The following is a 14,714-nucleotide window of genomic DNA, read 5'->3' as shown; positions in this document are numbered from 1 at the left end:
GCTCGCCAATTGTCGATTGCATAGCGAAAAACGATGCAAAGCATTTTTAAAATATAGTTTTTGTTGCCCGCCGCGCGGCGTACATTCTGTCCGACCGAAGAGAGAGTGTGACCTGAATCCAGAGCGCTTTTCAGAAGGAGAAGGCCATGTCGGCTGAAAAATTGTCGATCGACACGCTGGTCATAGGCGCGGGTCAGGCTGGCGTGGCAATGAGCGAACACCTGAGCAAACTCGGCGTACCCCATCTCGTGCTGGAGCGCGACCGCATTGCCGAACGCTGGCGTACCTGCCGCTGGGATTCACTGGTCGCCAATGGTCCCGCCTGGCACGACCGCTTCCCTAATATGGAGTTCGAAGGACTCGATCCTGATGGGTTCGCCGCCAAGGATCAGGTCGCCGATTACTTCGAGGCCTATGCGCGCAAGTTCGATGCGCCGATCCGCACGGGCGTCGAAGTCACGAGCGTCGAGCGTCTGAAGGGCCGGGCAGGATTTGCGGTCGCAACGTCCGATGGCACGATCGAAGCCCGTCGCGTGGTCGTTGCGACGGGGCCGTTCCAGCGGCCCGTCATTCCCCCTATCGCGCCACAGGGCGTCGAGCTCATGCAGCTTCATTCGGCCCACTATCGGAACCCGGCGCAACTGCCCGAAGGGGCGGTGCTCGTGGTTGGCGCGGGTTCGTCCGGCGTGCAGATCGCGGACGAACTGCAGCGCGCGGGCCGCAAGGTTTATCTGTCCGTCGGTGCGCATGACCGTCCGCCGCGCGCCTATCGCGGGCGCGATTTCTGCTGGTGGCTGGGTGTACTCGGCGAATGGGACAAGGAAGTCGCCGTGCCGGGACGCGAGCATGTGACCATTGCCGTCAGCGGCGCGTACGGCGGCCAGACCATCGATTTTCGCAGGCTCGCTCATCAGGGCATGACGCTGGTCGGCACGACGAAATCGTTCGCGAATGGCGTCGCGACCTTCGAACAGGACCTCGCCGCCAATCTGAAGCGTGGCGACGAAAACCTGATGTCGCTACTGGACGCGGCCGACGACTACGTCGAGCGCAACGGCGTGGACCTGCCGGAAGACCCCGACGCACGCCTGATTCCACCCGACCCGGAGTGCGTGACGCATCCGCTCCCGGAACTGGATCTGAAGAAGGCGGGCGTGAGCACGATCATTTGGGCCACCGGCTATGCCGTCGATTTCGGCTGGCTGCACGTGAACGCATTCGACGATAAGGGCAAGCCGCAGCATCAGCGCGGTGTATCGAAGGAACCGGGCGTGTATTTCCTCGGCTTGCCGTGGTTGTCGCGGCGCGCGTCGTCGTTTATCTGGGGCGTCTGGCATGACGCAAAGCACATCGCCGATCACATCGTCACGCAGCGCAAATACCTCGCGTATCGCGACGCGTCGCAGCGTCGGCAGGACGCGCGCGGCGTGCATGGCGCGAATCCGACCGATACGGCGTGCGACGAATCGCACGCGCCGAAGACCAAAGAAGTGGGAGTGAACTGATGCCTACGCATACCCGCATCCGCATGTTCAATACGAAGGACACGTACCCGAACCAGTCGCTCGATAACGATCTTTGCCAGGCGGTTCGCGCGGGCAATACGGTCTATGTGCGCGGCCAGGTCGGTACGGATTTCGACGGCAACCTGGTCGGTCTCGGCGATCCGGGCGGGCAGGCCGAGCAGGCGATGAAGAACGTCAAGCAACTGCTCGAGGAAGCGGGCAGCGACCTGTCGCATATCGTCAAGACGACGACTTACATCACTGATCCTCGTTATCGCGAGCCGGTGTATCAGGAAGTCGGCAAGTGGCTGAAGGGCGTGTATCCGATTTCGACGGGGCTGTGCGTCAGCGCGCTCGGCCAGCCGCAATGGCTGATGGAAATCGACGTGATCGCCGTGATTCCGGACAACTGGAAGCCATCTCAGGCATGAGGAGCTACCCATGACATTCTCGATCGTCGGACGTTGTGGCAAGACCGGTCAGCTCGGTATCGCGATCAGTTCGTCGAGCATTGCGGTGGGTGCGAGGTGTCCGTGGGCGCGCGCGGGCGTCGGTGCGGTGGCGACTCAGAACGTGACGCAGCCCGCGCTCGGGCCGCAGATTCTCGATCTGCTGGAGAGCGAGCGTATCGCGGCGGATGCGGCGCTCGAACGGGCGCTAGGCGCGAGCGAATGGAGCGAATACCGGCAGGTGACGGTGGTCGACAGTGAGGGGCGAACCGCGATGTTCACCGGCAAGGAAGCACTCGGCGTGCATCACGCCGTCGCGGGGAATCAGTGTGTGGCAGCGGGCAATCTGCTCGCCGGCAAGCCGGTGATCGACGCGATGGTGAAAGCGTTCGAGAGCGCACAAGGCGCGCTCGCCGATCGCCTGCTGCACGCGATGCATGCGGCCGCCGAAGCTGGCGGAGAAGCAGGGCCTGTGCATTCGGCGGCTCTGAAGATCGTCGATACACACGTCTGGCCGAGCGTCGATCTGCGTGTCGATTGGGCCGACGACGATCCGATCGGCAAACTTGCCGCGCTTTGGCAAGCGTATCGGCCGCAGATGCGGGACTACATCGCACGCGCGTTGAATCCGACCGCGGCGCCGAGCTACGGAGTGCCCGGCGATGAGTGAGTTGTCGAGCCGTGCGCTGCTCGAACGGCTGATCGGTTTTGCGACTGTCAGCCGCCACTCCAATCTGGAACTGATCGGCTTCGTGCAGCAATACCTCGCGAATCTCGGTGTGGACAGCGAGCTGTTCCATAACGCCGAGCGTACCAAGGCGAACCTGTTCGCCACGATCGGTCCGCGAGAGCGTGGTGACATCGTGCTGTCCGGGCATACCGATGGTGTGACGCGATGTTCGCTCGCCTCGCTGAACATCTCAAAAGCGTGAGGTAGCCTGCGCGTCTGCGGTGCAAATCGGGCGTGAGGGGTTCATCAGGACACGCGCTCCGCCACTTCGAGCACGAAGTGCGCGACCACGACCACACCGGTGATCAGGGTCGCGAGCCAGCAGAGCGCGCGTAACGACCAGTGCGCGACGATTTCTCCGACCGCTTCTCGTTTCGCACTCAGCAGCACCAGAAGCACCAGCACGGGCGTAATCGTCATACCGTTGACGATGGCGCTCCAGTACAGCGCCTTGACAGGGTCGACGTGCGATAGGCCGAGCGCAACGCCAAGCAGCGTTCCGAGCCCCGCGAGCGCAACGAGCAGAACAGCAATGCGCCGATCACGCCGTTGGCCGTGGGGCCAGTCGAACGAACTCGCGACCGCTTGCGCAGCGGAACCCGCAAGCGAAGGTAGTGCGAGCAGCGCTGAGCCGATCAGTGCAAGCCCAAGCAGTGTGCCGGCGTAGCCATCCACTAGCGGTTCGAGCACCCTGGAAAGCTCCATGGGCTCGCCGGGCCGCGTCTGTGCACCATGCAGCGTCGCCGCAGCCGCGATCATGATGCACAATGCGGCTACGCTCGATAGCGCGGTGCGCGTCAAGGTCTGCATGCGCAAGCGGCGAAGCTGCTCCGACGAACGTCGATCGCCCCGCGCCGCGTGCTGTTCGTGCTGTCGATGTTCTTCCTGTGCTTCCTGCTCGGCCTGCGAAAAAAGCAGATAGGGACTCATCGTCGTACCGAGCACGGCCATCAGCATCGTGACGAAATCTTCTTTCCACTCGACGTGCGGCACGAGCGAGCGCAGCACGACCGTGTGCCAAGGCACATCGACGACCAGCAGCACGCCGGCATACGCGAGCATCGGCAGCATCAACCATTTGAGCACCTGCGCATAGCGCGCATAGGGAATGAACCACTGCAACGCAATCGAGGTGCAACCGCATGCGAGGGCAAGCAACCAAAGCGGCCCATGAGTGAAGCGTTGCACGACCGCGGCCATCGCCATCACATTGACGGCGATATTCAGCGTGTTCGCAATCACGAACCGCGCCACCGCCAAATGGAAGAACACCGGCGAATAGTGCGCGCGCATGTTCGCGGTCAGGCCATGTCCGGTGACGGCGGCGACACGCGCCGAGACCAGCTGCAACGCGACCATCGACGGATACGACAGCACGCAGGTCCACAGCAGGTCGTAGCCGTACCACGCGCCCGCGAGTGAATATGTGGCGATACCGCTGGGATCGTTATCGCAGCCGAGACTTGCCAGCCCCGGCCGCAGATCGGCGGCCCACGAGCGGGCGGCCTGCGACGAGGCAGCGTGCGTACTACCTTGTGCGGCGCGGGGCGCGGTGCCCCTGTCGGGGGAAGAGTGCATTCGCCTGACCGTCGGGAAACCAGGGATACTGTAGCGCTCGCACGAAACGTTCCTTCGTCGACTCGTTTCGCGGCACACATATTCAGCGGATGTGACGCTATCGAGGGCGACTATCAGGACTCCCGCAGGCTGACGATACAATGTCACATCTTCAACCCGCGCCGACCAGCGCGAAACGCTCGTCGACCGCGGCGAGCGAACGACCAGTCTCCGCGATAGCTCCCCGCGAGTGAAGTCTCAATGCCCAGGCGTCTTTTCCGCCGCTGAAGAAAATCGCTGGAAAGGAGAAATCTTGAAAAAGACAGGATTTACGGTTCTGATCATGACGCCTTGCACGGGCGCGCACGCATCGGACTACGCTGAGGTCTGGAATCCACCAGAGGCACGCGCGAACATGCTTCGAGCGACGGCTCGCGCCGCATCCGTCAGGGTCGTGCGCTAATGGAAACGATCGACTACGACGGGTACACGTTGTGGGGGCATGCCATCCTTCAGCAGGAAGGCGAAGGCATCCTGCAACCGGAGCGCTATGCGGCGAGCGGAACCATTACGCGAGGCGGAAAGCTGATCGAAGCATCAGGCATTCTGGGACTATTCGATAGCGAGGAGGAAGCCCACCATGCAGGCCTGGATTGGGCGCGCGCGTGGGTGGATGCTCATGGATGAGCTTGCGCTTGGCAGGGTAGTCGAGAGGCTTGGAGCCGTTGCCGTTGGTGGGCCGGGAGGACGCGCCAGCGGATCGACTCGAACCTACGCTTCCCGCTTGCTGCGCCCATACAGCAGCAACATTGCCGCTATCACCGCGCCGTAGATGATCTGACGTCCCGCCTCGGGCATCTGCGCGACTGAAAGGATCGACTGCAGCAGCGTGATGAGGATCGCGCCAGCGACGGTGCCGAGGTATGAACCTCGTCCACCCAGAATCGATGTGCCGCCGAGCACGACTGCCGCGATCGCCGGCAACAGGTAGGCATCGCCCATCGACTGCGCTGCCTTCGACGCATAACCGGCGAGCAATACGCCGCCGAACGCCGCGAACGCGCTGCACACGGCGAATGCGGCCACGGTCACGAGCCGCGTATTGATGCCGGACAGATACGCCGCGCGTTCGGTATTGCCGATCGCGTACAGCGTGCGGCCGAAGGTCGTACGCGACAACAGGAACACCGTGGCGCCGCCGATCACGAGCCATAGCGCGACGGCATTCGGCACGCCCGGTACGAGCCAGCCCGCCGCGAGCCATCGCATCACCTGTGGCGCGGAATCCTGCGGCGACGATCCGCCGGTATAGACGATCATGATGCCCTGTGCGACCGCATTGGTCGCGAGCGTGGCGATCATCGACGGAATGCGCAGCAGCGCAACGAGGATGCCGTTGACGACGCCGATCAGCACGCCGCAACCAATCCCGACCGGTATCGCGAGGATCCGTCCGAGTTCGCCGTGCCCCGCTACCGCGCACGCCATCATTGCGCCGACGGTGATGGTCCACGGCAGCGACAGGTCGATGTGGCCGAGCAGGATCACCATCATCAGGCCGGTCGCGATGATGCCGAGGAACGCGCCGACCTTCAGTTGCAGCAGGATGTACTCCGGCGACGTGAAGTTGCGCGAATACATCCCGCCGACGAGCAGCAGCGCGACGATGCACGCGAACGCGATCACGATCGGTTTGTCGATTCTGCGCGTGAGCCTCGACACGAACGTGGTCCGGCCGGTTGCTGAAACGTGGCTCATTGAAACCACTCCAGACGGTTGCGTACCCTGAACAGCCCGCATGCGCCGATCGCGACAGCGAGCAGAAGAATCACACCCTGGAATAGCGGCTGCCACAGCGCATCGACGTTGAACACGAACAGCAGGTCGCCGATCGAGCGGAACGCGAATGCGCCGAAGATCGCGCCAATCGCGCTGCCCTTGCCGCCGAGCAGCGACACGCCGCCTATCACCACCGCGGCGATCGAAAACAGCGTGTACGAGTTGGCGCTGCCGAGGCTCGCTTCGCCGGTGTCGGTGAAGAACGTCAGGAATAGGCCGCCGATCGCAGTGAGCAGGCCGGCCAGCGTATAGCTGGCGAACTTCGCGCGGCGGATCGGCATGCCGGACAGAAAAGCCGCGGGTTCGGACGAGCCGGTCGCGTACGCCGCGCGCCCGACCGCCGAGCGTTTGAAAGGAATCCAGACGATCAGCGTCGCCGCGAGCAGAATCAGCAAGCTCGCCGGCAGGACGCCGGCGACCTTGCCGGTCAGTGCGTCGGCGAGGTCCTCGTTGATCGAGCCGCCGGGCACGGGGCGCAGCAGCAGCGCCAGGCCGTAGTAGACGGCGCCCGTCGCGATCGTCGTCACGATCGGCTGCAGCCGGCCGAAAATGATGATCACGGCATTCAGCGCGCCGCACAGCGCGCCCGCCGCGAGCACGCCGGCGATGCCGAGCGCGCTGTGCAGCGTGCCGCCCGTGACGATCCACGAGCCGATGCAATTCGTCAGCACCAGTGTCATGCCGATCGACAGATCGATGCCGGCCGTCAGCACGACGAGCGCTTGGCCCATCGAAACGAGCGCGAGCAGCACCGCCTTGTTCGCTGCCGTCTGAAACACGTTGGCCGACAACGCCGACGGATAGTTGACCAGGTAGATCGCGAACATCAGCACGAACAGGCCGAACGCGAACACGGCCCCGCGATTCTCCGCATACCAGTAACGCAGCCCGCTCATAGCGCGACTCCCGTGGAAGGCGAAATCTGTCCGACGGGCAGGTCCAGTGCGCTGGCAATCAGGTTCTGCTCGGTGATCGCCGAGCCGACGAGTTCCTTCTTGATCCTGCCTTCGTACAGCACGAGCACGCGGTCACAGCAGCCGATCAGCTCGTCGTAGTCGGTCGAATAGAACACGATCGCGGCGCCGTCGTCGGCGAGGCGCCTGAGCAACTGATAGAGCTCCTGCTTGGTGCCGACGTCGATACCGCGCGTCGGGTCGCTGAGCAGCAGGATTCTCGGCTGCCGGATCAGCCACTTCGCGATGACCACCTTCTGCTGGTTGCCGCCCGACAGCGAGCTCACGGGCGCGTCGACGCCGAACGACTTGATCGCAAGCAGCTCCATCATCCGGTCGACGAGCGACTGCTGGCGGTCGCGATCGATTACGCCGGCGGTGGACATGCGATCGAGCGCGGCAAACGACAGGTTCTCGCGTACCGACATCGGCAGCATCAAGCCTTCGGTCTTGCGGTCCTCCGGTATCAGCGCCATACCGATGCCGTTGGCGCGCGCGGCCAACGGACTGCCGATCGACACGGCTTTGCCGTCGATCTCGATCTTGCCCGCGCACCCGCGCAACACGCCGAACAGCGCCAGCAGCAGTTCGCGCTGGCCTTGTCCGTCGAGGCCGCCCAGTCCGAGGATTTCACCGGGCTTCAACGAAAAGCTGATGCCTTGCAGCGTGTCGTTCCACGCGAGATCCCGGCAGGCGAGAACCGGAGCGGCACTGCGGTCGCCGGCGGGTTTGGCCGGAAAGGCATGCTGGTACTTGCGGCCGATCATCATTTCGACGACCTCGTTGTCGGAGCGTGTGTCTGCCTCGAAGCTCATCACATGACGGCCGTTCCGGTAGACCGTGCATTCGTCCGCGAGCGCCTTCACCTCGTGCATCCGGTGCGAGATGAACAGCAGCGCGAGCCCCTCTTCGCGCAGGCGCTTGAGCACCTCGATCACGCGCGCGACGTCGGCCGCGGTCAGCGCCGAGGTGGCTTCGTCGAGGATCAGAATGCGCGGCGCGTGTGCCAGCCCCTTCGCGAGCTCGACCATCTGCTGGCGCGACAGCGGCAGGTCCCGGACCTTTGCAAGCGGATTGATGTCGGCGGCGCCCGCCCGGGCGAGCGCCTCCTCGGCATGGCGGCGCTGGGCCCGGCGGTCGATCATGCCGAAACGTCGCGGCGGGTGCGAAGCGAAGATGTTGTCCGCCACGCTCAAGTCGGGGATCAGCGACAGCTCCTGATAGACGCAGACGATGCCGGCCGCGTTCGCCTCGGCCGGCGACGCGAACGAGACCTGCCGGCCATCGAAGTGCATCGTGCCCTCGTCCGGCTGTACGACGCCGGACATCACCTTCAGCAACGTGGACTTGCCCGCGCCGTTCTCGCCGAGGATCGCGTGAATGCGGCCCCTGCGCACCGTGAGCTCAGCGTGATCCAGCGCGACGGCGCCGCCGTAGCTTTTCGACACGCCAGACATCTGAAAGAACGGCTGCTCTGCATCCTGCAGCATGCTTCGTCTCCCGTCACATCCCGGCCATCACCCGATCACTGGTTGCCCTGGCTCTGCTTCATGATTTCCTGCGCAGAGAAATTGATGCCGCAAGTCGGAAACGAGTTGCCGACGAAAAAGTTGTCGGAGTCGTTCGGGAAATAGTTGACGCCCGCCTTCAGCTTCGAATCGTCGGTGACGTCGAGCGGCAGCTTGATCGAGACCGGGATCGTCTGGCCGTCCAGCGCGGCGAGCGCCGTCTTGATCGCCACGGCCACCTGCGCGGGACCGGTGCCCGCCGACGTACACTTCAGGCCCTGGCTCCCATACTGCGCGCAGAACTTGCGAAAGCCGTTCTCCGTCTCGCCGCCGAAAGGCACGAACGGATGTTTCGCATCGATCATCGCGCGCACGACTCCCGTGTCGCCGCCTTGCGCCGAAATTCCATCGAAATGGCCCTGCACGGCAATCGCGTCGGCGGTGGCCTTTTGCGCGACCCCGTCGTCCCACTTGCCGTAGACCTGGACGACGTTCCACTTCTTGCCGGTGTCGTCCAACGTTTTCAGGAAACCATTGTGGCGGTCCGTGTCGACCGACGTGCCCGCCACCCCGCGAACCTCGAGCACCTTGCCTCCGTTCGGCAGGTGGCTCGCGAGCCACTTGGCCCACAGCACGCCGAGCCCGTACTGGTCGACGTTGACGTTGATCGCGTCTTCGCTGTCGAGGATGTTGTCGAACGCGATCAGCACGACGCCGGCCTTCTTCGCGCGGCGGATCGCGGGGCCGAACGAGGCGGGATTTTGCGCGTCCACGATGACCGCGTCATAGCCGGCATCGATGAAGTTGTTGACGGCCGAGATCTGCGCCGGCACGTCCTCGCCGGTCGAGACGACCTTGAATTCCTTGAGCTTGGCGGCGACGGCCGGCTGCGCCGTGTAGGCCTTGGCTGTCTTGATCATCTGGATACGCCAGGTGTTCGCGATATAGCCGTTCACGAGTGCGATCCGGTAGGGCCCGTTCTTCTTCGGATACTTGATGAACTTCGTGTCGCTCTTCCAGGGGACCATGCAGGTTGGATCGCTGGACGGTCCTGAAACGAACGATGCCTGCGCGAAAGCCGCGCTTGCACACAGCGTGAATGCCGCGGTCGCCGCCGCTCGAAGCACCTGGATTCCTGAAAGCATGTCGTCTCCTTTTTGTTGGATTGAACTTGCCGATTGCCGGCGAACATGGCGGCCATGGATCGCCGCCGAATTCTGTGCGTGAAGCAGGGAATCTTGCGGAATGTGCTGCAGCGGGGCTGACTCGGACTCGCCGAAGCAGCGCGATGACCTTTTCAACGGCGCCGCCTCGAAGCAAAACGAAGGGCCGGCGCGAACGCAGTCACGTCTGACAGTACTGGCATACCAATCCGCGCGCGATAGTGGTTTACCACGGCGTCGCGGGAGGATTCGAGTAGTCTGAAATTCCTGCCGTACGGGTTCGGTGGGCGGCAAGCGCGGCGTCAGGCCGATGCAGGCTGGCGCCGGCAATTGGTGTACCATTTTGGCGAACTCGAGCCAATCCTTGGGCGGCTTCGAAGCTTTCTGGAATCCTGAATGGCCGATCTTTCGCACACGCCAACCGGCCGCGCCGCCGATGAGGACGCGACCGACCGTTCCTATGTCGGGCTCGCGAAGCAGATCTACGATCTGATCGTCGCCGGCGACGTCGGGCCGCGTGCGCGCCTGCCTTCCGAGCGCACGCTGGCCGAGCGTTTTGGCGTGAGCCGCACGCAGGTGAGGGAAGCGATCATCGCGCTGGAAGTGCAGGGCGTGGTCGAGGTCCGTGTCGGCTCGGGCATCTATGTGGCAGAAGCGCCGCAGGCGCGCTCCGCCATGTTTAAACTGCCGCGCGGACTGGGCCCGATCGAGACGCTGCGCGCGCGGGCGGTGATCGAAAGCGGGATCGCGGCCTTAGCCGCTACCGAGCGCAAAGATTCAGACCTCGACCGGCTCTTCGCCGCGTTGCGCGCGATGCGCGAAAACATGGACGAGAAGGCTGCGAACGAGGCCGCCGACCGTGATTTCCATCTGGCGATCGCGCGGGCGACGGGAAACGAAATGCTCCGGCTCGTGGTGACAGCGATGTGGGACAACTCCCGTGCCGACCCGTTGTGGAAAAAGATCGAGGAGCACTTTCATACTCCCGCATTGCGGGCGGCGTCACAGGATGACCATCAGCGCATCTTTGCGGCCATCATGGCGCGAGATGCGACCGCCGCGCGCACGGCGATGCAGGCGCATCTGGCGCGCGTGGTCGGCGAGTTCACACGAGCCTGGCGTTAGCCAGACCATGTTCTGCAGTGCGCGCAGCAAGCTGCAGCGGCATCGCCCCAGTCCGTTCGCCTTCAGCTCGGTCACGGCTCTGATTCATCGCCGGCAATCTGGTCGAGGAACCGCGCCAGTCGTCCGGTATCGGCGTGCGTCCAGCCCTCGGGAGGCACCACGCTGGCCCAGCCGTTGACGTAGTCCTCAGACGAGTAGTTGTGACCAAAACCCGCCGGCACGCCGAGTTGGTGAATCAGATCGCCCACCGCCTGCACGCCCGAGACGATGGGAAACCAATGCATGGCGTCAGGCACGTCGAAGCCCCGTGGCCGAGCCAGCCATTCGGGCGGCCACCAGAACGCACTGGCACTCCAGAACACGGCCGGATCGGCCGGATGCTGAAGGTACACGATTCGCGGGGCCGGCCAGTCGGTGTCCAATGCCACCTGATGCGGATCGCGGTTCAAGAACCGTACCGAACGCCCCCCATCGAAGATCGGCTGCCAGAAGGGCGACCCGCTATCGCGCTCACGAGTGAGTTGCGAATGGATCGGGTTGCTTTGTTTGGCGCCGACGATCAGCACGCCATCCGTTCGGGCCGTCATGTTGGCCACCGAGGCAGAGGCGTCTTTCCCGACGAAAGGCGCTTCCACCCCCGCGGCGCCAAGACTCTTGCCGAACAGAACGAGCTTTGGCCGTCGTTTCGGCGGGAGCATCGACCATCGGGCGCGAACCGCGTTGAAGAGCGTGATACCCGCCTCGTTCGCGAGACCCGCATCCATGAAAATGGCGAGTCGGCTAGGCAGGAAAGAGTATTGGATCGCCACGATCGCTGTGTCGCCACGGTGCAGTTGCTCCAGCGAAGCCGCGGCTTTGGGGACTATCCAGCCCGTGCCGGTGGGTATCCACACGACCAGCACTTTCCGCTCGAACCCGCCCGCGCGCTCGAGCTCGCGGACCGCAATCTGCGCACGCTGCTCGAGGGAGTCCGCGGAACGCACTCCCACGTAGACCCTCACCGGATCGACCAGTCTCGCATCAGTCCCGTGGAACTTCGCAAGCTCTTGCTTGTTCGTCGCTGTCGCCACGAAGTCGCGCCCCATGCGGCCCAAGGTGTCCCATGCGACGAACGACGTGCTGCTGCCCGACACCGCCGGCGACGTGGGGGCCACGATTGCCTCGGTCGTGTTCTCGTTCACCCGCCCGTGGACGAAGTTGGAGACCGTGGTGAGGGCGGGAAAGGCCACTCCGCGACCGAGCGCCATGCTAATTACGATGATGAGCAGCGCTGTTGCCGGCACCGAAATCATCGGGGGCACGTGGCCCTCGATGACCCGCTTGACGCCGGCGACACCGCGCGCCGTCAATCGCCCGATGACTACCAGCAACACCGCGCTCAACGGCGACAGGACGATCACCAGCACGGCGTCGAACCAGCCGATCGGCGCCATCCCCATGAAATTACGCTGCTCGTTCTGCCAGCCGAGCCATAGCTTCGAGCCAACGAATAGTGCAATGAGCCACGCCGCTGCCAGAACGATCCAACTGCGCCGTCGGATCTCGCTGCCGGCCACGCGCCCCCATCGCTCCAGCAGCCGATGCACGCCGCGGCCGGCCAATGTGCCTATCCCGTAGCCGATGGCCAGACAGAACGCGCCGACCACGGTTTGCGTTCCCCACGACCGCGGAATCAGTGTCGGCGTCAGCGACTGCCACCAGAACACGAGCGCGAGCAGCGAGCCGCTGAGCGTCGGCGTCCAGGACGTGCTTCGAAGCCCGGCGGCTACCGGCTCATGGGAGTCCCGCATGCGTGCTCGCTCGGATTGGCACAACTCGCACCTCGTTTTCGCGGGTCACCCGCAAAGGAGTTGATGACCCGACCAGCCTTGATTCAGACTCCGCCAGGAGGGCAGTAATGGAAGATGCCGCCGCATGATCAGCCACGACGATGTTTTCCTGATTCCCGCGCGCAGCGCGACACATGGGGGCAGCGGGACGGACGGGGCTGCTCCGATCTCGTGCGATGTTTCTCCTGCGTCGAAAAAACGTCAACGATAAACCGGCCATGCGTCGCATTGTATTTACCTTTCTGTCCCCCGAACAACATCGTCGCTCTGCGCGCATCGTGTTCGAACATCGATGACCGGCCTATCGGTGGCGACGTCGCCCGAGCGAGTGGCTTTACGGAGCTTGCGCACACGCTGCTTGCTCGTCGCGCTGGTCGCTACCCGGTGGCACGATCAAGCGGTTCGAAACCCGCTGGTTGAATTGACCGTCGCAAACGAAGCCAGAATATCTGGAGCATTGCCGACGCTACGCAGTTGACCGGCAGGGCAAACAGGCCAGATAGCGAGATGGTGTTGCGATTGTCGGAAGACTTCCCGGAAGACTCGGTGTTTCCGGTCGCTTCTGCCTGCCGCACGAAGCTCGAAGGGATCATAGGAAACGCGGCGACGCGCCATACCGCTCCGAAATGTCGCGCGCCGGCGCGAACCATCAAACCTCCTGGCGCGTTGCGGGCCGAGCGGCCGCGTCGCGGAACCTGCGCCTTTGAAGGCGTCGACAACATCGAATCGACAAAGGTGTGCGTCCGATTTTCTCCATACTTGAACGCTTCATGCTCGGTCAGAAAATCGAACTGTTCCGGAAAACTCAGCAGTTCCTGCTCCGGATTGCCCGGCAACGTCACGGTCCATGACACGCGATAACGGCGATATTTGCCACCGAGCCAATGCGTCTTCGATAGCGTAACGTTCACCTCGATATCGGCAAGATGCTGCGCACCCAGGCTTTGATTGTGGGCATGTGGTACTACAAACCGCGGGAACTCATCTGAGCGCCTGAGGAATGAAGGGTCGATGGCTGCGCCCCAAAGCAAGCCGGTGATCGGCAAGGCGCGTCGTCTTCGCTTACGAAAGCGCGCGGGACACTCAGCCGGCCACGCCGCGCCGACGGGCTCGATCAACTCGATGGCACGCGGTGATCAAGGCCCGGGAAGGAACTGGACGTCTCCGTACCAGGCGCGTGTCGTGGCACCGGTATTGTCGGTATCGGTCAGCAGCCCGTAGCCTGTGATTCGTCCTGGCGGTTCGTGAAAGACCCGCTCATAGTCTTGCACGATATTGCGGCGCAGGCTTTGCCACTGACCCGCATCGCCAGGCAGACCGGAGACCACGATCATCTGTACGCGGTTCGTGCGAGGGTTGGCAATGACGGTACCCGGCGCGGCGGTGGTCGACCACACGTACATCAACGTGGCATAGGGCAGATCTTCGCCACTCAGTTGCTTGGCCAGCCCCATCTTCGCCCGGTCGAAAAGCGACAGCTTGCTCTTGTCTCCGGCAAACATGAACACCAGCCGCGCTGGCGCGTCTTCCTTCGACGCCACGCGGTTATCGGCGCCTTCGATCGGTCTATCCGCTTTCCAGCGCCATGCCACGACGGGAGTGCGAGCGAGGTCGATATCACCGTCGTGCATCAGCGCGGAAGCAGAGCGGTTCGCGTCCGCCTGCAGCACAGTGGTGTGGTCGTCGTGAACGAGCGTGTATTGCGTGATGGGCTTGCCGCGCACGACCGGCAGGTTCTTCCAGCCCGCGGGCAGCGATGCGCCGGGCTCGATCGAGGAAAAGGCGATACCGGGCGTTTCGTCCTGGGCAAGGATGGGTGGCGACAACAAAAGAAGCGCGACGCATGCGGCGATCCAGGCTGACGGGGCTGTTCGTTTTTGCGCTCGATGGCGCGAGGGAAGATGCATGGCAGGTCGCATCCGTATTTTGGATAGCGTCCATTGTAATGGGCTCCTCGGGCGACGTTTCAGCGAAGCTTTCACGCCGGCGGTTGAGGATCTGTTCGCTGCGTCGTAGCGTTTGCATGACGAGGCTCGCAACGCGCCGCGCGGTATTC

General features: G+C 63.6%; 13 protein-coding genes and 1 pseudogene. 6 read left to right on the top strand and 8 right to left on the bottom strand.

What is annotated here, in order from left to right:
• Positions 1-146 precede the first annotated feature (146 nt).
• The 4 genes and pseudogenes from HDG37_RS04630 to HDG37_RS04615 all read left to right on the top strand — a co-directional run.
• Positions 147-1,505: an NAD(P)/FAD-dependent oxidoreductase gene (locus HDG37_RS04630; protein WP_184044787.1), complete on the top strand. Its 1,359-nt coding sequence runs from the start codon at positions 147-149 to the stop codon at positions 1,503-1,505.
• Positions 1,505-1,936 carry a RidA family protein gene (locus HDG37_RS04625; protein WP_184044785.1) on the top strand — a complete coding sequence of 144 codons (432 nt, stop codon included), beginning with the start codon at positions 1,505-1,507 and terminating at the stop codon, positions 1,934-1,936. The genes HDG37_RS04630 and HDG37_RS04625 overlap by 1 nt, the downstream gene beginning before the upstream one ends.
• Positions 1,937-1,946: 10 nt before the next feature.
• Positions 1,947-2,624: a DUF1028 domain-containing protein gene (locus HDG37_RS04620; RefSeq protein ID WP_184044782.1), complete on the top strand. Its 678-nt coding sequence runs from the start codon at positions 1,947-1,949 to the stop codon at positions 2,622-2,624.
• Positions 2,617-2,844: pseudogene (locus HDG37_RS04615) on the top strand (acetylornithine deacetylase); the annotation flags it as partial. The gene HDG37_RS04620 and the pseudogene HDG37_RS04615, both read left to right, overlap by 8 nt.
• An 86-nt stretch (positions 2,845-2,930) precedes the next feature.
• Here HDG37_RS04615 and HDG37_RS04610 read toward each other — a convergent pair.
• Complete coding sequence (locus HDG37_RS04610; protein ID WP_184044780.1) at positions 2,931-4,262, bottom strand: NRAMP family divalent metal transporter; 1,332 nt, start codon at positions 4,260-4,262, stop codon at positions 2,931-2,933.
• Between the two features lie 441 nt (positions 4,263-4,703).
• Here HDG37_RS04610 and HDG37_RS04605 point away from each other — a divergent pair, with 441 nt between their 5' ends.
• A complete protein-coding gene (locus HDG37_RS04605) occupies positions 4,704-4,928 on the top strand; it encodes a hypothetical protein (RefSeq protein WP_018422453.1) in 225 nt (74 codons plus the stop codon).
• A gap of 84 nt (positions 4,929-5,012) precedes the next feature.
• Here the strand turns inward: HDG37_RS04605 and HDG37_RS04600 are convergent, their stop codons facing one another.
• The 4 genes from HDG37_RS04600 to HDG37_RS04585 are packed head-to-tail and all read right to left on the bottom strand — an operon-like array spanning position 5,013 to position 9,686.
• Positions 5,013-5,999 (bottom strand): ABC transporter permease, encoded by a 987-nt coding sequence (locus HDG37_RS04600; protein ID WP_184044777.1) that lies wholly within the window; start codon positions 5,997-5,999, stop codon positions 5,013-5,015.
• A complete protein-coding gene (locus HDG37_RS04595; RefSeq protein ID WP_184044775.1) occupies positions 5,996-6,976 on the bottom strand; it encodes an ABC transporter permease in 981 nt (326 codons plus the stop codon). Before HDG37_RS04595 ends, HDG37_RS04600 begins: the two co-directional genes overlap by 4 nt.
• Positions 6,973-8,523, bottom strand: coding sequence for a sugar ABC transporter ATP-binding protein (locus HDG37_RS04590; RefSeq protein ID WP_184044772.1), 1,551 nt, complete (start codon positions 8,521-8,523; stop codon positions 6,973-6,975). The genes HDG37_RS04595 and HDG37_RS04590 overlap by 4 nt, the downstream gene beginning before the upstream one ends.
• A gap of 35 nt (positions 8,524-8,558) precedes the next feature.
• The gene (locus tag HDG37_RS04585) at positions 8,559-9,686 is read right to left on the bottom strand and encodes a sugar ABC transporter substrate-binding protein (RefSeq protein ID WP_184044769.1); all 1,128 of its coding nucleotides are present in this window, start codon (positions 9,684-9,686) and stop codon (positions 8,559-8,561) included.
• A 414-nt stretch (positions 9,687-10,100) separates the two neighbouring features.
• Here HDG37_RS04585 and HDG37_RS04580 point away from each other — a divergent pair, with 414 nt between their 5' ends.
• Complete coding sequence (locus tag HDG37_RS04580) at positions 10,101-10,829, top strand: FadR/GntR family transcriptional regulator (RefSeq protein ID WP_184044766.1); 729 nt, start codon at positions 10,101-10,103, stop codon at positions 10,827-10,829.
• Positions 10,830-10,900: 71 nt separating this feature from the next.
• On the opposite strand, the gene HDG37_RS04575 is transcribed toward HDG37_RS04580, so the two are convergent.
• The 3 genes from HDG37_RS04575 to HDG37_RS04565 form a co-directional block, all read right to left on the bottom strand.
• Positions 10,901-12,619 carry an alpha/beta-hydrolase family protein gene (locus HDG37_RS04575; RefSeq protein WP_260332750.1) on the bottom strand — a complete coding sequence of 573 codons (1,719 nt, stop codon included), beginning with the start codon at positions 12,617-12,619 and terminating at the stop codon, positions 10,901-10,903.
• Positions 12,620-13,035: 416 nt separating this feature from the next.
• Positions 13,036-13,704: a hypothetical protein gene (locus HDG37_RS04570; protein WP_184044763.1), complete on the bottom strand. Its 669-nt coding sequence runs from the start codon at positions 13,702-13,704 to the stop codon at positions 13,036-13,038.
• 90 nt (positions 13,705-13,794) lie between these two features.
• The gene (locus tag HDG37_RS04565) at positions 13,795-14,565 is read right to left on the bottom strand and encodes a DUF3047 domain-containing protein (RefSeq protein ID WP_184044761.1); all 771 of its coding nucleotides are present in this window, start codon (positions 14,563-14,565) and stop codon (positions 13,795-13,797) included.
• Between the last annotated feature and the right edge of the window lie 149 nt (positions 14,566-14,714).

Source organism: Paraburkholderia sp. MM5384-R2, from assembly GCF_014201025.1.
Lineage (GTDB): Bacteria > Pseudomonadota > Gammaproteobacteria > Burkholderiales > Burkholderiaceae > Paraburkholderia > Paraburkholderia tuberum.
The sequence above is the reverse complement of the archived record's forward strand: the minus strand, read 5'-3'. Positions and strand labels throughout refer to the sequence as shown.